We start from the raw sequence: 17,873 nt of genomic DNA on the forward strand, positions 1-17,873 counted from the left end.
CGCCGCAAGGACGAAATCGAAACATTATTGGTACCATCCGAGTGGCTTTCCATTTTCGCTTATGTTTACATGTTTCGTTTCCGTAAAAGCGGTGAATCCTTGCGGGCCAAGCTCCCGGCCGATTCCGCTCTGTTTAAAGCCGCCCCAAGGCGCATCGACATAAGGAGTGTGATAACTGTTAATCCAAATCGTTCCTGCTCTCAGCTTTCTGGCGATTTGTTCGGCCCGTTCGAGATCGCGGCTAAATATGCCAGCTGCCAGCCCATATATCGTATCATTTGCCAATTCGATCACTTCTTTATCATTGTTGAAGCGTTGTACGGTAATAACGGGACCAAAGATTTCTTCTTGCACGATGCGCATGTCTTGGTGAATATTGACAAAAACGGCAGGGGAGAGGTAATATCCTTGTTCTTTGATGCGTTCGCCACCTCGGAGCAGGACAGCTCCTTCTTGCAATCCGAGTTGGATATACGTTTCTACTTTTTCTAAATGTGAGGAGCTTATTAATGGCCCCATCTCTGTTTTCTCGTCTAAAGGATCCCCGATGCGAAGGGAATCTAGTCTTTTTATCAGTTTATCTATAAATGAATCATAAAGATGTTCATGGACAAGAATTCGTGAAGCAGCAACACACACTTCTCCTTGATTCAAAAAAGAAGCAAACATCGCCCACTCTACTGCGTTATCCAAATCAGCATCTTCGAAAACGAGAAGCGGAGATTTTCCGCCGAGTTCCAGGGAAATCCGTTTGAAGCTACTAGCGCATTGTTCGTAAATCCATCGGCCTGTTTTGGTTCCGCCGGTAAATGATATTTTTTCCACATGCGGATGTGTCACCAACGTTTCTCCAACAGGAGAACCGCCCCCAGGAACAAGATTAAACACTCCCGGTGGAAGACCAATGGAATCGATAAGTTTTGTTAGTTCTAGTAAAGATAATGGAGTTAATTCGGATGGTTTAAAAACGATGGTATTTCCCGCAGCAAGCGCAGGCGCAATTTTCCATATCCCTAATAAAAGCGGGAAATTCCAAGGAACAATGAGCGCGCAAACGCCGATCGGTTCTGCGATGATTTTACTTGTTGTGCCATCCGCCATTTTCTTTTCCGTCATGGTTCGCTGTTCGAGAAAGTTGGCATAATAACGAAGGCATTGTACCGAATCGCTTACATCAAGGCGTGACTCGCGAATCGGCTTTCCCGTATTGATCGTCTCGATATATGCAAATTTTTCCGTGTCTTTCTCTAGCAGATCTGCTAATTGACGAAGAACGGAAATCCGATAACTTGGATCTGCCGGCCAATTTGTATATTGAAAAGCATGGCGGGCGGCTTCGATTGCTTCCCGTGTTTGTTGCAAGGATGCGTCATTTATTTCTGTTATCACTTGTTCATTGGAAGGATTGATAATCGAGCGTTTTTCTTCATTCCCTTTATGCCATGTACCGTTTATGTACACATGGTGATTGGACATAAAAACTCTCCTTTTGCTGGAATGTTTTCATTGTGTTGTTGCAGATAAATTTTTTTGCAAGGCTCGTCTTTTCTTTAATGCAACCAGTGTGATCATCTCATAGATAATGGCAGATGCTAACACAGCTGTAATTTCCCCGCTGTCATAAGAAGGCAATACTTCAACGAGGTCAAATCCGACAATATTTAGCCCATCGAGTCCCCTTACATACTCTAGTGCTTCGTAGCTGGTTGGCCCTCCTACTTCCGGTGTGCCGGTGCCGGGAGCAAACGCAGGATCGACAAAGTCGATATCATAGGAAACGAAAACAGGTTTATCCCCCACACAGTTGTGAATGCGTTTCATTACTTCAGAAAATCCAATTTGCCGAACTTCCTTCATGGTAATGACTTCAAAACCAAGCCGTCGCGCATCTTCTATATCATCCGCACTATAAAGCGGTCCGCGCATGCCGATTTGAATGGAATGATCCACGTCCAGCAGCCCTTCTTCGACAGCACGGCGGAATGGCGTGCCATGCATATATTTTTCACCATAATAATGATCCCAAGTATCTCCGTGAGAGTCGAAATGAACAAGCGCCACTGGCCCAAAGCGCTCATGAAATGCCCGCAAATTTCCTAATGTAATCGAATGATCGCCGCCCATAATAATCGGGATGATATTTTTCTGTAACACTGGCCGCAACTCTTTAACAATATGATCGTATGTTCGCAGCGCGTTTCCTGGAATGACGTCAATATCTCCATAATCTACTCCAGAACAATATTCAAAGATATTAATGTCCATATCTGGATTGTAAGGGCGAAGCAATACAGAAAAATTTCGAATGTGCTGCGGTCCATACCGTTGCCCGGTTCGGTTAGAAGCGGCAGTATCAAACGGCACACCGAGTACGACAAAATCAACATTGTCCGTTGTTTTCATATTTTCTAAGCGCATAAATGTCCGGACTCCGCAAAAGCGGGGAGATTGGGATGAATCTTTTGGTTTATACACTGAAAAAACCTCCTTTGAAAATGTTCTGCATTTTAAAAAATGCAAAAAACGTGCCAAAAAAGAATATAGAGATTTTTGACAAAAAATACGATGAATTAATGCAAAAATGAATGAAAAATAAAAAATCAATTCAAAAATGATTTTTAATCCATTTTTGAATTGATGCCGTATTTTTTTAGTTTTCTCACTACAGTTGGCTGACTAATTCCAAGATAATCCGCCATTTCATATGTTGTTTTACATTGTTTTGCCGCGTGCAAGAGCCATTGCCGCTCTACCTGTTCAATCGCTTCTTTCAATGTAGCGGGTTCCTTCTCTTTTTCCAACCATTGACGAGATGGTGCCGAGTGTGGGTGCTTTTGGATAGAAAAAGGGAGATATTCGGGATAAATGGCTTTTGTTTCGGAGGTAATGACTAATCTTTCCATCATGTTTTCTAATTCTCGCACATTACCAGGCCAATCATAATCGACAAGATGGTCAACAATGGACGGATGAAAATATTTATCCGTGTGATATTTTTGGTTGAATTTTTCTAAAAAGTATTGTGCTAACATGAAAATATCTTCTTTTCTCTCCCGCAAAGCAGGTACGTAAATGGGAATAACATGCAAACGATAAAATAAATCTTGACGGAATTTTCCTTGCTTCACCATTTCCTCTAAATTCTGATTGGTCGAGGCAATAAGCCGAAAGTCAATCGTTCTTTCTTTAATTCCCCCGACGCGCGTCACTTTTTTCTCCTGTAAAACTTTTAGCAGCTTTGCTTGCATCGAAAGCGGGAGTTCGCCAATTTCATCAAGAAAAAGAGTCCCTTTATCGGCTAATTCGATCAATCCCGGTTTCCCGGTTTTTTGTGCGCCGGTAAACGACCCTTTTTCATATCCAAACATTTCTGATTCAAATAGCGATTCCGGAATAGCGCTGCAATTCACTTCGATAAATGGCTGGTTTCGCCTCGGGCTGTTTTGATGGAGGGCACGGGCAAATACATTTTTCCCAACTCCGGACTCGCCAAGAAAAAGCACCGTTGCATCGGATTTGGCCACACGATGCACTAGCTTCCAAATACGCTGCATAACCTTGCTTTGGATCACAATGTTTTCCTGCTTTAATTCTTCCATTTCGATTTGATAATGTTCCATCTGCCTTCTTAGCTTTTCATAGTCTTCTTTTAAACGTTCTAACTCTGTTAAATCATGGGAGAAACTAATCACGCGAATAATGTTATTTTGTTTATCAAATACAGGTACGCCTGTTGCCATGACGACACGGCCTGTTGGTGTTCGCTGCATGATTTGGACTTCTTTTTTCTCTTTTAGCACTCTGGCCGTCACAGAAGGGGAAAATATGTTTTCTTTTTCTAATTGATATACAGATTTTCCAATAAGATAAGAAACTTCTTTTCCATAAATGGAAAGACAGTTGGGGCTGGCGCGGAGAACGACTCCGTTTCCGTCTGTAATGACAATATTATCGTTAGAAGATTTTAATATGGCGCCTAACTCTAATTCCAACACATCCATAACACTTTGCATGCTTTGCCTCCTAACTGTTTATCTTTACATTATTTAAATTATTCAAAAAACATAAAATTCCTGTTTATTTAGCGGACATCTTTGGCATGTTTTTTGCATCTAAAATAAAGTGAAGACAAAGTGACGGAGGGAGAAATAGATGAAGACAGAAGCAAAAAAATTTATACAGTTAAAAACAGCGATCCCGGGGCCGAAAGCGACAGAATTACTAAGAAAAAAAGAACAGAACGTTCCCCGGGGGCCGTTTAATACATTATCTACGTTTGCTGCCAAAGGGGAAGGCGCACTCTTAACAGATGTCGATGGAAACACGTTTATTGATCTTGCCGGGGCGATTGGCAGCCTCAATGTTGGTCATTGCCCGCCGAAAGTGGTGGAAGCGATAAAAGCTCAAGTTGAGCAGTATATTCATCCTTGTTTCCATGTGATGATGTATGAGCCGTATATTCAATTAGCAGAAAAATTAAATGAAATTACTCCAGGCACACATCATAAAAAAACATTTTTCGTAAATAGCGGAGCGGAAGCAGTCGAAAACGCTGTTAAGATTGCCCGGAAATATACAGGCAGAAAAGCGATTATCTCTTTTGAAAGAGGGTTCCACGGACGGACCCTTCTTGCGATGTCGCTCACAAGTAAAGTAAAACCGTATAAATTGGGATTTGGCCCGTTTGCGCCAGATACGTACAAAATGCCGTATCCATATTATTACCGCAAGCCATCTGGCATGACAAACGAAGAATTAGATGCAGAGATTTTAAGACGTCTGGAAGACTTTTTTGTATCTGAAGTTCCGGCAGAAGAAGTAGCGGCGATCATCATGGAGCCGGTGCAAGGCGAAGGTGGCTTTATTGTTCCATCGAAAACGTTTGTGCAAGGGGTAAAACAAATTTGTGAAAAATATGGTATCCTATTTATAGCAGATGAAATCCAAACAGGATTTGGACGAACTGGAAAGATGTTTGCGATGGAACATTTTGAGGTTGTCCCAGATTTAATAACGATGTCGAAATCCATTGGCGCCGGTGTACCAATCAGTGCGGTGACTGGAAGAGCAGAGGTAATGGACGCGCCAAATCCGGGAGAAATCGGTGGGACATATGGAGGCAGCCCGCTTGGCTGTGTCGCGGCATTGCAAGTCATTGATATGCTGCAGCAAGAACAGTTAGTCGAGCGTGCCAATGTGATCGGGCAAACAGTAATAAACCGGTTCAGGCAGCTCCAGGAAAAATACGAAACAGTTGGTGATGTGCGGGGACTTGGAGCAATGGTGGCAATGGAATTTGTGAAGGATTCGGAGACAAAAGCGCCGAATAAAGAATTAACAGCGGCTATTTTGCGAGAATGCCATCAACGCGGCGTCATTGTCATGAGCGCCGGCATATACAGCAATGTCATTCGCCTATTAACGCCGCTTGTGATTACCGATGAGCAGTTGGCGGAAGCATTGGATGTGATCGAGGAAGTTATTCATGAATTGGCATGATGAGGTAACAATGAAGAAAGAGGGGAGTACGATGAAAACGACGGTGGAGAAAAAGAAACTGTATATTAACGGTGAATGGGTGGATGCAAAATCGTATGCTACATTGACGTCCCCTTATTCAGGGGAAGCGTTGGCAGAAATTCCTATAGCCACAGAAGAGGAAGTCGAACAAGCCATTGCGGCAGCGTATGAAGCAAGAAAAGAATTGGCCAGCCTGCCGGCATACAAGCGGGCAGAGATTTTAGAGAAAGTGGTCGCACAGCTGCAAGAGCGGGCGGAAGAAGCGGCGCGCATCATTGCGCTTGAAGCAGCCAAACCGATTACAACAGCAAAAGGGGAAATAGCGCGGACGATTCAAACGTATAAATTTGCCGCCGAAGAAGCAAAACGGATTCATGGGGAGACGATTCCGCTTGATGCGGCGCCAGGCGGGGAAAATCGCGTCGCCTTTACTGTGCGTGAACCGATCGGCGTCATCGGCGCGATAACACCGTTTAACTTCCCGATGAACTTAGTGGCGCATAAACTCGGTCCAGCGATTGCCTCGGGCAATACAGTCGTGTTAAAACCAGCGAGCCAAACGCCGCTTTCCGCCTACTTTATCGCGGAGCTGTTTGAAAAAGCAGGGCTGCCAAAAGGAGCGTTAAACGTTGTCACAGGAAGCGGCAGAACAGTCGGTGATAAAATTGTCACTGATCCGCGCATCAGTATGATTACCTTTACCGGCAGCCCGGAAGTCGGAATCGGCATCCGCAATAAAGCGGGCTTAAAGCGGGTCACGCTTGAGCTTGGCTCCAACTCTGCCGTTATTGTTGATGAACAAGTGGATATTGACCGCATTATTCCACGCTGCGTTTTTGGCGCGTTTTCCTTCCAAGGGCAAGTATGCATCTCGCTTCAGCGCATTTATGTGCATGAAAAGCGGTATGACGAGTTTGTCGAAAAATTTATTGCCGCTGCGAAACAACTGAAAGCAGGGGATCCACTGGATCCAAACACGGATGTTTCTGCATTAATCACGCCAAAAGATGTCGATCGGGCGCTCGCATGGATTGAAGAAGCGAAACAAGGCGGTGCTAAAGTCGCGCTTGGTGGTGAACGGGATGGAAACATCTTGCTTCCAACCGTTATTTTGGACGCACAGCCAACGATGAAAGTATCGTGCCAGGAAGTGTTTGCGCCGATCGTTTTGATTAACCGCGTCGGCTCCATCGAAGAGGCGATTGAGCTTGTCAACGACTCCCGCTATGGATTGCAAGCAGGCGTCTATACGGATAACGTCCATGTTGCATGGGAAGCGGCAGAAAAATTACATGTCGGCGGTGTGCTCATCAACGACATCCCGACATTCCGTGTCGATCATATGCCATATGGCGGCGTAAAAGAGAGCGGATTCGGCCGCGAAGGGATTCGCTATGCGATTGAAGAGATGACAGAATTGAAATTGGTTATTTTTAACCGCAATCGGTAATCATGAACCGTATCACCTTTTTTGGTGGTACGGTTTTTCTTTTATTCCAAAACGAATCGCTGGTTAATTCAAAAGTGAATTTTTTAAATTCTAAAATGAATTAAAAATAACCAATAACACGGAGGGCGGATGAGATGAAGGACGCACAAGCGGAATGGCGGGAATGAAGAAATTAGCCATTCTTTTATTCCAAAGTGATTCTAACATTTCAGAGAATGGGGACAAGTTATGATGAGAATAAAATGGCACTAGAAATAGCAAAAGATATAGGAAAATTTTTATTTTTAAACAATTTAAAAATTTATAATTATGCAAATGTTGGCATGATATTTGCACATTATTTTTATAAGCAAACTCATTTTTACTAAAGGGGAGAATGTAACGTGATGGAGAATGGCAACTGGATGAACCTCTTTCATAAAATGTCGGATTTACTTGCGCCAGCGATGGCCAAAGACCATCCGAACTTGCCGGTGGTGAAGGAGGAAGGATGCTACTACTACGGATTGGATGGAAAAAGGTATCTTGATTTTACTTCCGGTATTGCAGTTGCCAATACAGGGCATCGCCATCCGAAAGTCGTACAAGCCATCAAAGATGCCGCGGACCGCCTTATGCATGGGCCGAGCGGAGTAATCATGTATGAATCGATCCTTCGTTTGGCTGAAGAATTAACGCATATTATGCCGAAAGGTCTGAACTGCTTCTTTTTTGCGAACAGCGGAACGGAGGCGATCGAAGGAGCGATTAAATTGGCAAAATATGTGACAAGAAGGCCGTATGTCGTTTCGTTTACAGGATGTTTTCATGGCCGTTCTTTAGGAGCGCTTAGTGTAAGTACGTCCAAAAGCAAATACCGGAAATATTTGCAGCCAAACGGATTGACGTATCAACTGCCATATGCCAATCCAAAAGATTGTCCGGACGGGGAAGATCCGGACGTGTATGTTGCGAATCAGCTTGAAAAAGATGCGGCTTCTTTATTTGCCCACCAAGTCACTCCGGAAGAAGTGGCATGCATGATTTTGGAACCGGTGCTTGGAGAAGGCGGGTATATTGTGCCGCCTAAAGGCTGGCTGCACAAAATAAGAGAAATTTGTGACCGCCACGGAATTTTACTTATTTTCGATGAGGTGCAGACGGGGTTTGGCCGCACTGGTGAATGGTTTGCGGCACAAACATTCGGCGTCACTCCAGACATTATGGCGATCGCCAAAGGAATTGCTTCCGGCCTTCCGCTAAGCGCAACGGTTGCCTCGAAAGAGTTGATGCAGCAATGGCCGCCAGGGAGCCATGGCACAACGTTCGGCGGCAACCCCATCGCATGTGCGGCAGCGCTTGCGACATTAGAAGTATTTAAAGAAGAAAACTTGCTGGAAAATTGCAAAAAAGTTGGGGAATATGCCCGCGCAAAACTTGAGGTGCTGAAAACGAAGCATCCGGTGATTGGAGATGTGCGTTCGATCGGGCTTATGATCGGCATTGAGATTGTTCATCCACATACTGGCGAACCGAACGGAGAGGGAGTGATGAAGATTTTGCACCGCTGCCTGCAAAAAGGAGTCCTTTTCTATCTGTGCGGGAACAAAGGGGAGGTTATTCGCATGATCCCGCCGCTGACTGTGACGAAAGAGCAGATTGACGAAGGATTAAACATGCTGGATGAAGCATTGACAGAATATGAAACGGAAATTGGCGCACATCCGATGATGACAAAAATGACTGGGAAATAACAGCCGTTCATTTGTGTAAAAATAAGAGGATGGGGGAATTTTCATGAGCATGCTTGATACGGGGGTTATTCTATTTTATTTTCTTCTTTTAATTATTGTGGGGGTTTTGGGGGTAAAAAGAGCGAAAACAGTAGAGGACTATGCGCTTGCCGGCAGAAATCTCGGATTGTTTGTCTATCTTGGCTGTCTGTCTGCGGTCATTCTTGGCGGCGCCTCGACGATAGGAACAGCTAAATTAGGGTATCAATTCGGGCTTTCAGGCATATGGTTTGTATTCATGATTGGTCTTGGAATTACCGTGCTCGGTTTGTTTTTTATTCATCAAATTTATGGTGCAAATGTTACTACGATTAGTGAATTGCTTGGACGCCGGTACAATAAAGAAACACGCTTGATCAGCGCCCTTGTGGCAGCTATTTACACGATGATGGTTTCCGTTACGCAAGTAATAGGAATGGGGACTATTATTCACGCTGTGCTTGGCTGGGATATGACGGTTTCGATGTTAGTCGGCGGTGGAATCGTGCTGTTTTATACGATTCTCGGGGGAATGTGGAGTGTTACCATGACAGATATTATTCAGTTTATCGTCATGACAGTCGGCATTTTTTTCGTTATGCTGCCGCTTAGTTTATCCTATGTTGGCGGATGGAAATCGCTCTCTGAACAATTGCCTGCCACGCATTTTGATCTGACATCAATGGGATGGACGAACATTTTTCAATACTTTTTACTATATACTTTAGGAATGGTGGTATCACAGGATATTTGGCAGCGGGTGTTTACGGCGCGCACAACCAAAATTGCCAGGAGCGGTGCAGTATACGCCGGTCTATACAGCTTTGCCTATGCATTAGCATTAAGCATTATTGGCATGTGTGCAGTCATTGTTTTCCCAACCATTAACGATCCGCAAAATGTATTTGCAAAAATGTCGCTGACGATCTTGCCGCACGGTTTGTTAGGGCTCATTTTGGCAAGTGTATGTTCTGCGCTCATGTCCACTGCTTCTGGAACGTTGCTTGCTTCTTCTACTCTTTTATCACATGATATTTTGAAGCAGTATTGGCTAAAAGACATTAGTGATCAAAAGTTTGTTTTTCTGTCACGAATGATCACGTTAGCCATAGGAGTTATTGCAATTACGTTTGCCATTTGGATTCAAGATGTGCTCGTTGCCTTGGATGTGGCTTATGCGATTTTATCCGGCGCCATTTTTGTTCCTGTAGTTCTCGGTTTCTTCTGGAAAAAGGCGACAGCGAAAGCTGGTTTCTATTCGATTATTATTAGTTCGCTGGTCGTGCTTGTCGGTTTGGCAGTGGAAGGATTAAGTTCTACCAATCCGATTATGTATGGGATTGCAGCCAGCATTGTTTCTATGATTATCTTTTCTTATCTGCAGCCATCTTCCAACATGCAAAAAGGCAACATCGTCTTGGAAGAGTGGGAAGATGAACAAGGTGCGCTTTAACGGAAACCCGTATCCCCTTTTGGGTGATACGGTTTTTTTCTTAAAAAAATTAAAGGAGTTTTACAATAATATGAGAAATTTAATATAAGAAATTTGGTCAAGCAAGGGGGATAAACATGGAAACGATCATTCTGTCATTTTCAGGAAATGTGGCGGTATTGGAGCTGAACCGTCCGGATTCGTTAAACGCGATGAATGAACAAATGTTAAAGGAGCTGCTCGAAGCATTGCGGCAAATTGAGCAAAGCGATGCGCTGATCGTTCTCATTCGCGGAAAAGGAAGAGGATTTTCCGCCGGCGGCGATATAAAAACGATGCTAAGTGCTGACGATCCAGAAAGATTTCCTGAAATCATGAATACCATTCAAGAAGTTATTATGTCGTTATACAGCATGCCGAAAATCGTCGTTTCTGTCGTCCATGGACCGGCGGCGGGGCTTGGACTAAGCTTTGCTTTAGCGAGCGATTATGTCATCGCCACGAAAGAAGCGCGCCTGGCGATGAATTTTATCGGCATCGGACTGATTCCAGATGGCGGCGGACATTTTCTTTTGGCGAAGCGAGTCGGACAAGTCAAGGCAAAGCATATCATTTGGGAAGGAAAACTGATGAACGCTGAAGAAGCGTATGAACTCGGCATTGTCGACATAGTTGTTGACGATGAAGCTAAAGCGGAAGAAAAAATCGCCGAATGGCAGGCAAAACCGCTGCAGGCGATGATCGCGACGAAGAAGTTGTACGTTAATTTGACAAAAGATGAATTGTTAAAAGTGCTTCAGTTCGAAACAGAGGAACAGCAAAAAATGCGGCAAACGGAAGATCATCAAGAAGGAGTGCGCGCCTTTTTAGAAAAGCGGAAGCCAAAGTTTCAAGGGAAATAAGATAATGAAAACGCCCTTGTTGAAGATCTTTTAGCAAAGATGCTTCGACAAGGGCTTAAGCTATTCCCTTCATAATTAAACATGATTAGTCTCTTTGAAATACGATACGTCCGTTAATCATCGTCATTTCCACGTTTTGCCGCAAATCGAATGGGTCGCCGCTCCAAATGACAATATCCGCGTCTTTCCCGACTTCCACCGAACCGACGCGATCCTCGATTCCCAAATGTTTTGCCGCATTTAATGTAATCGCCTGCAGGGCAAGGGATTCTTCAAGCCCGTGTTTGACGGCAAGAATCGCGCTTGTCATTAAATGTTCAATACCGACGACAGGGTGGTCTGTTGTAATCGAAAAAGGCACTCCGGCATCGCGTAAAGCAAGCAGTGTATGCCAACCTTTATCGGCAAGCTCAACTTTTGAACGGGTAGACATGGTTGGGCCGACGGATACCTGTATTCTGTTTTCTGCGAGGTAACGGGCGACATGATGACCTTCGGTGCAATGCTCAATCGTATATGTAAAACCAAATTCTTTTGCCAAACGAATTACCGTCATAATGTCATCCGCACGGTGTGCGTGAACGCGCAGCGGCATTTCTTTTTTTAATACTTTTGCTAAATTTTCCATTTTTAAATCACGATCGACTTCTTTTCCATTCTCTACTTTTTGCAGATATGTTTGCGCTTGAATAAACTGTTCGCGAAACAGGGCGGCAATTCCCATTCTTGTTGTTGGGAGTTTTCCTTTATCCCCATAGAACCGTTTTGGATTTTCACCAAAAGCCGCTTTCATTCCGGAAGGGTTTCTCACGACCATTTCATCAACAGTTTGCCCCGCTGTTTTGATAACCACCATTTCTCCGCCAATGACGTTAGCGCTTCCCGGCATCACTTGCACAGTAGTTACTCCTGCTCTTCTTGCATCATCAAATCCTTTATCTTTTGGATTAATTCCATCGATCGCTCTCACATGGGGAGTAGCTGGAGAACTAATTTCATTAAAGTCATGTCCTTCTTTTCCAATGCCTTCTTCATGGACGCCAAGATGGGTATGAACGTCAATTAAGCCTGGTGTAATAAATTTTCCTGTCGCATCAATGATATGAGCACCATGACAGAAGGGATGTTTTTGTACTTGATGCTCTACCTCTTTAATTTTCCCGTTTTCTACGACAATGCAAGCATTTTCGATTTTTTCCCCGTTTCCTACTAACAGTGTGCCGCCATGAATAACAATCATCGCTACTATCTCTCCTTTTGTAAAAAAATTATAAAAGATTTGTAAAAAATTTTTCTACTAAGTAATAAAAAACACTATTGAATTTTTAAATAATTATAATTATAATAAAAAATCAAATAGTCCTAATTAAGATAATAAATTATATTTTTTGTATTGTAAACCGGTATCATAATTTAGTTTCAATAACTTTTAAAAATACAAAAATACAAAAATAGTATAGAAAAGGGGTAATTATGAAGTACGTGATTGATGAACTGGATAGACAAATTATTAAATTATTGTCTAATGATGGAAGAATGTCGTTCACAGAAATTGCTAGCAGATTGAATGTAACAGAAAAAACTGTTCGGACAAGATATAAAAACTTGATTGATCATGAGATTCTCGAAGTAGTGGGAGTGGTCAATCCGATTGCGATCGGAATTCGGGCAGGGGCCATCATTCAACTAAAAGTGGAGCCACAAAAATTGTCAGATGTCATTAGTCGATTAAAAGAAATGAAAGAGGTCCGCTATATTACGTTAACCTCTGGATGTTATCAGCTTTTAATCCAAATCGCGGTTCCGAGTCAAGATGAGATTACAGATGTGGTAAAGGCATTAAACAACATTCAAGGAATTGTTGAAATGAATACCATTATCCAACTCGAGGTGTACAAAAATACATTTGATTACATTTAATTATCGTGTTAGATGTGGTTGTTCACTCACGAAAATCATTGATAAAGAGATTGGAAAACAACGAAGGTAAATGAACGAGTGTTCTATTATTTAATGAGCGTTCAACTTTTTATCATTAATATTAAGTAAAGAGGTGTGAATACTATGAAATTTTTTATCTCAGCGGACATGGAAGGAATTTCGGGAGTTGCGACTAACCAGCAGCTAAAAACAAATAGCGAGTACCAGCGGTTTCGCAAGCTTATGACGCAAGATGTGAATGCTGCCATTGAGGGAGCATTTCTTGGAGGAGCAACGGAAGTGGTGGTTGCTGATGGCCATGGAAACATGTCTAACATTCTCATTGAAGAGTTAGATCCAAGAGCCCGACTTATTTCCGGCAGCAATCGAGTCATGTGCCAGCTTGAGGGGCTTGACGACAGTTTTGACGGCATTATGTTTGTCGGCCACCATGGGCGTGAGAATGGTTCGGAAAGAACGATCATCAGCCACAGTTTAGCGGGAATTTGTGTTAACGAAATTAAGATTAACGGCCATGTTGTTGGCGAAACGGAGATGAGTGCATTCGTAGCTGGTTATTATGGCGTTCCTGCCATTTTTATTTCCGGAGATGATGCGTATGTCAATGAAGTCCGCAAAACATTGCCGCATGTGGAAGCAGTGGTAGTAAAACGCGGGCTTGACCGTTTTGCGGCAGAATTGCTCCATCCTGTAAAAGCGCACGAGTTGATTAAAGAAAAAGCAAAAAAGGCCGTGCAAAAAGCAAAGCAATGTCCGCCGTTGAAAATCGAAGGGCCTGTCACATTCGAAATCGAATTTAAAGGGCCAAATCAAGCAACGATGACCACAACGCTTCCAACAGTCACATTGATAGGCCCCCGGACCATTACGTTTACGTGTGATGATATTGTCACTGCTTATAAGCATATGTGGGGATGTGTCATCATTGCGATGACAGCAACAAATGGAGTATTAGGGCACGTAAATGCTTAACGGTACATGAAACATTCAAAGAAGGAGGGGTGAGCATGTATATTGTCAAGCGCCTGTTAACAATGATTGTTACGGTTTGGCTCATCGCTACGTTGACATTTATTATTATGAAATCTATTCCTGGCGATCCGTTTGCCTCAGACGCCAACGTATTACCAGAGGAAGTTTTGCAAAATATTAGAGCGAAATATAACTTGGATAAACCGTTGCCTGTTCAGTATGTGTTATATATGAAAAATTTATTAACGTTTGATTTAGGGCCGTCGATTCAGTCGGAAACAAGGGATGTCAATACATTGATTGCTGATGGATTCCCTGTTTCTGCCGTTCTCGGATTGCAATCATTGGTGATTGCGATTGTGTTTGGAATATTGCTAGGGATTATCGCTGCGTTAAACCATAACCGGTTGCTTGATCACCTGGCCATGTTTTTGGCGATTATCGGCATTTCCGTTCCAAGTTTTATTTTAGCGCCTTTGCTAATCAAATATTTCGCAGTTGAATGGAAGTTATTACCTGTAGCATCTTGGGGAACATGGGCACATTCGATTTTGCCATCTGTCGCTTTAGCCACTACCCCAATGGCAGTCATCGCCCGTTTTATGCGTTCTAGCATGTTGGAAGTAATGCGGCAAAATTATATTAAAACAGCGGAAGCAAAAGGACTGTCCCCTGCAGCCATTGTTATTAAGCATGGTATCCGAAATGCGATTTTACCAGTCATTACATTTATTGGTCCATTATTTGCTGTTTTAATTACAGGCACCTTTGTGATTGAGAAAATTTTTGCCATACCAGGGCTTGGAAAGTATTTTGTCGACAGCATTTTTAACCGTGACTATCCCGTTATTTTAGGGACAACCGTGTTTTTTAGCACAATTCTAGTCATTACGTTGTTTCTTATCGATATTTCTTACCGCCTGATTGATCCAAGAATTAAGTTAACGAGTAAGGGGGACTAAGCATGATTCCACAAAAAGAAGATGCTTTATTTCGCCCCATTGATCGCAGCAGGCTCGAAGCTGACGTCATTCAAAGACCAAGTCTTAGCTTTGGGAAACAGGTCCTTATCAATATTGTTAAAAATAAAATGGCGATGCTGGGAGCGATTCTTTTATTATCTATTGTCATTATGGCGATTGTTGGTCCCCACCTAGTTCCATACAGCTATTCCGAGCAGAATTTGGCGAATGGCAGCCAGCCTCCTTCCAGCAAGCATTGGTTTGGAACGGATGATTTAGGAAGGGATATGTGGTCACGAACTTGGTATGGGGCGCGCATATCGCTGACCGTTGGGCTTGTCGCTGCGTTAATTGATCTAGTGATAGGAGTGCTGGTGGGCGGAATATCAGGATATATGGCGGGACGAGGAAAACTTGGGGATCGTGTTGACAATATCTTAATGAGGATTGTGGAAATATTATACGGCATTCCGTATCTGTTAATTGTGATTTTGTTGATGGTCATTATGGAGCCGGGATTATGGACGATCATTATTGCACTTTCGATTACAGGATGGGTAGGGATGGCCCGAATTATTAGAGGGCAAATTCTTCAGCTAAAGCAGCAAGAGTATGTGATGGCGGCCCAAAAATTAGGAACGTCACACACGAAAATCATTTTCCGCCATTTGTTGCCTAATACATTAGGAATTATCATTGTCAATTTAACTTTTACGATTCCACAAGCGATCTTTGCTGAATCGTTTTTAAGCTTTTTAGGATTAGGAGTACAAGCTCCGTTTGCAAGCTGGGGAACGATGGCAAACGATGCTTTAGGGGTTATTTTAAACGGGCAATGGTGGAGACTGTTTTTCCCTGGGTTTATGATTGCTTTGACCATGTTTGCATTTAACGTATTTGGGGATGGCTTACAAGATGCGCTAGATCCAAGAACAGGAAAATAGGAGGTGATTGTCTCCATGAACCATTTATTAGAAGTAGAGCATCTTAAAGTGACATTCCCGACATATGGCGGCGAAGTTCAGGCAGTGCGCGATGTTTCGTTTTCCATCGATCAAGGGGAAGTTGTCGCCATTGTTGGGGAAAGCGGAAGCGGCAAGACGGTAACCGTTCAAACGATTATGGGACTAATTCCAACGAAAAACATTAAGGCTGGAAACATCCGCTTTAATGGAAAAGATATTATCCATTTATCGAAAAAAGAAATGCGGAAATTAAAAGGTTCAGAAATAGGAATGGTTTTCCAAGACCCGATGACATCATTAAATCCAACGATGAAAATCGGAAAACAGATCGCAGAAGGGATACGGAAACATCAAAAACTGTCGAAAGCCGAAGCTAAGCAAAAAGCGATAGAGTTGTTGCGTCTAGTAGGAATTCCTAACGCGGAAGAAAGATATCATCAATATCCCCATGAATTTAGCGGGGGAATGAGACAGAGAGTGGTGATTGCGATCGCTTTAGCATGCAATCCGAAACTGCTTATTGCGGATGAACCGACAACGGCGCTAGATGTTACGATTCAGGCGCAAATTCTTGATTTAATGAAAGATTTGCAAAGAAAGATGGGGATGTCGATTATCTTAATTACGCATGACCTAGGCGTAGTGGCTGAAATGGCGCAGCGGGTTATCGTTATGTATGGCGGAACCGTAGTGGAGACAGGCAGCGTTTTCGATATATTCGAAAACCCTAAACATCCGTATACATGGGGGCTATTGCGCTCTATTCCGAATTTGCATGACAAAGAGAAGAAACGTCTAGTGCCGATAGATGGTTCTCCCCCGGATCTTTTTTCACCGCCAAAAGGATGCCCATTTGCCCCGCGTTGTCCATATGCGATGGAAATTTGTGTAGAAAAAAGCCCGCAAGAATTCGACATTTCGAATGGACACACAGCGAGCTGCTGGCTGAATGACCCGAGAGCTCCCAAAGTGGAAGCGTTCATTGCGGCAGGGAGGGAGTAATGGATGGCTGTGGAGATTCTTCAAGTAGAAAATGTAAAAAAGCATTTTAAGATCGGGCCTAACCAAACGGTAAAATCGGTAGACGGGATTTCCTTCTCGATTCGCAAAGGAGAAACGTTTGGATTAGTCGGCGAAAGCGGAAGCGGAAAATCGACGTTAGGAAAAACGATTGTCGGTCTTTATCCTGCCACTTCAGGCAACATCCGTTTTGACGGCCATGAATTAGGGGGCTTAGATAGGCATACGCAAAAAAAATTGAATCGAGAAATGCAAATGATTTTCCAAGACCCGCACGCATCATTAAATCCGCGAATGAGGGTGGGCGACATTATTGCGGAAGGGATTGATGCCCATCATTTGGCAAAAGGAAAAGAAAGGCAGGAATTAGTGTATCACCTTCTTGAAAGAGTGGGGCTGCATCCTGAGCACGCTGAACGGTTTCCTCACGAATTTAGCGGGGGGCAAAGACAACGGATTGGCATCGCGCGTGCATTGGCGGTAAAACCGAAATTTATTGTCGCCGATGAGCCGATCTCTGCTTTAGATGTTTCGATTCAAGCGCAAGTAGTTAACTTGCTCGATGATTTAAAACGAGAAGAAAATTTAACCTATTTGTTTATCGCGCATGATCTGGGAATGGTAAAACATATTAGCGACCGGATAGGAGTGATGTATCTTGGAAAAATGATGGAAATTGCAGAAAGTTCTGATTTATTTGAAGAACCGTTGCATCCTTATACACAAGCGCTTTTGTCAGCGATTCCGATCCCAAATCCAAGATTAGCTAGAAAAAGGGAAAGAATCGTTCTCTCAGGAGATCCACCTAGTCCTGTCCATCCTCCAAGCGGCTGTAGATTTCGAACAAGATGCCCATATGCCATGGACATTTGTTCCAAAATGGAGCCAGCTTGGAGAGAAGTGAAGAAAAACCATTGGACTGCTTGCCATTTGTATAATCAATAAACATTTCATTATA

15 protein-coding genes are annotated in these 17,873 nt (G+C 43.2%); 11 read left to right on the forward strand and 4 right to left on the reverse strand.

Annotated elements, in window-relative coordinates; all coding sequences use genetic code 11:
* Positions 1-24 precede the first annotated feature (24 nt).
* The 3 genes from AOT13_RS11320 to AOT13_RS11330 form a co-directional block, all read right to left on the reverse strand.
* On the reverse strand, positions 25-1,476 hold the full coding sequence (locus AOT13_RS11320; RefSeq protein ID WP_003250999.1) for an aldehyde dehydrogenase family protein: 1,452 nt from the start codon (positions 1,474-1,476) through the stop codon (positions 25-27).
* Between the two features lie 27 nt (positions 1,477-1,503).
* Positions 1,504-2,475 (reverse strand): agmatinase, encoded by a 972-nt coding sequence (gene speB, locus AOT13_RS11325; RefSeq protein WP_042385689.1) that lies wholly within the window; start codon positions 2,473-2,475, stop codon positions 1,504-1,506.
* A 143-nt stretch (positions 2,476-2,618) separates the two neighbouring features.
* Positions 2,619-4,013: a sigma-54 interaction domain-containing protein gene (locus tag AOT13_RS11330; protein ID WP_003250996.1), complete on the reverse strand. Its 1,395-nt coding sequence runs from the start codon at positions 4,011-4,013 to the stop codon at positions 2,619-2,621.
* A gap of 139 nt (positions 4,014-4,152) precedes the next feature.
* Between AOT13_RS11330 and gabT the strand changes: the two genes are divergently transcribed.
* The 5 genes from gabT (at position 4,153) to AOT13_RS11355 (ending at position 11,055) form a co-directional block, all read left to right on the forward strand.
* The gene (gene gabT, locus AOT13_RS11335; protein WP_003250994.1) at positions 4,153-5,499 is read left to right on the forward strand and encodes a 4-aminobutyrate--2-oxoglutarate transaminase; all 1,347 of its coding nucleotides are present in this window, start codon (positions 4,153-4,155) and stop codon (positions 5,497-5,499) included.
* Positions 5,500-5,530: 31 nt separating this feature from the next.
* On the forward strand, positions 5,531-6,970 hold the full coding sequence (locus tag AOT13_RS11340) for an aldehyde dehydrogenase family protein (protein WP_035502733.1): 1,440 nt from the start codon (positions 5,531-5,533) through the stop codon (positions 6,968-6,970).
* A gap of 386 nt (positions 6,971-7,356) precedes the next feature.
* Positions 7,357-8,703 carry an aspartate aminotransferase family protein gene (locus tag AOT13_RS11345; protein ID WP_035502730.1) on the forward strand — a complete coding sequence of 449 codons (1,347 nt, stop codon included), beginning with the start codon at positions 7,357-7,359 and terminating at the stop codon, positions 8,701-8,703.
* 43 nt (positions 8,704-8,746) lie between these two features.
* The gene (locus tag AOT13_RS11350; protein WP_003250987.1) at positions 8,747-10,174 is read left to right on the forward strand and encodes a sodium:solute symporter family protein; all 1,428 of its coding nucleotides are present in this window, start codon (positions 8,747-8,749) and stop codon (positions 10,172-10,174) included.
* 116 nt (positions 10,175-10,290) lie between these two features.
* Entirely contained in the window at positions 10,291-11,055 is a 765-nt protein-coding gene (locus AOT13_RS11355; protein WP_003250986.1) for an enoyl-CoA hydratase, read from the forward strand.
* An 85-nt stretch (positions 11,056-11,140) separates the two neighbouring features.
* Here the strand turns inward: AOT13_RS11355 and AOT13_RS11360 are convergent, their stop codons facing one another.
* Complete coding sequence (locus AOT13_RS11360) at positions 11,141-12,295, reverse strand: amidohydrolase (protein WP_003250985.1); 1,155 nt, start codon at positions 12,293-12,295, stop codon at positions 11,141-11,143.
* A gap of 233 nt (positions 12,296-12,528) precedes the next feature.
* On the opposite strand from AOT13_RS11360, the gene AOT13_RS11365 reads away from it, so the two are divergent.
* From AOT13_RS11365 to AOT13_RS11390, 6 genes are all read left to right on the forward strand, one after another.
* Positions 12,529-12,975: an Lrp/AsnC family transcriptional regulator gene (locus tag AOT13_RS11365; protein ID WP_013877053.1), complete on the forward strand. Its 447-nt coding sequence runs from the start codon at positions 12,529-12,531 to the stop codon at positions 12,973-12,975.
* Between the two features lie 144 nt (positions 12,976-13,119).
* Complete coding sequence (locus AOT13_RS11370; RefSeq protein WP_003250981.1) at positions 13,120-13,968, forward strand: M55 family metallopeptidase; 849 nt, start codon at positions 13,120-13,122, stop codon at positions 13,966-13,968.
* Positions 13,969-14,003: 35 nt separating this feature from the next.
* A complete protein-coding gene (locus AOT13_RS11375; RefSeq protein WP_003250978.1) occupies positions 14,004-14,930 on the forward strand; it encodes an ABC transporter permease in 927 nt (308 codons plus the stop codon).
* Positions 14,931-14,932: 2 nt separating this feature from the next.
* Positions 14,933-15,874: an ABC transporter permease gene (locus AOT13_RS11380; protein ID WP_013877052.1), complete on the forward strand. Its 942-nt coding sequence runs from the start codon at positions 14,933-14,935 to the stop codon at positions 15,872-15,874.
* 15 nt (positions 15,875-15,889) lie between these two features.
* A complete protein-coding gene (locus AOT13_RS11385) occupies positions 15,890-16,897 on the forward strand; it encodes an ABC transporter ATP-binding protein (RefSeq protein WP_003250974.1) in 1,008 nt (335 codons plus the stop codon).
* A 3-nt stretch (positions 16,898-16,900) separates the two neighbouring features.
* Positions 16,901-17,860 carry an ABC transporter ATP-binding protein gene (locus AOT13_RS11390; RefSeq protein WP_042385683.1) on the forward strand — a complete coding sequence of 320 codons (960 nt, stop codon included), beginning with the start codon at positions 16,901-16,903 and terminating at the stop codon, positions 17,858-17,860.
* Positions 17,861-17,873 lie beyond the last annotated feature (13 nt).

Source organism: Parageobacillus thermoglucosidasius (assembly GCF_001295365.1).
GTDB classification, from domain to species: domain Bacteria; phylum Bacillota; class Bacilli; order Bacillales; family Anoxybacillaceae; genus Parageobacillus; species Parageobacillus thermoglucosidasius.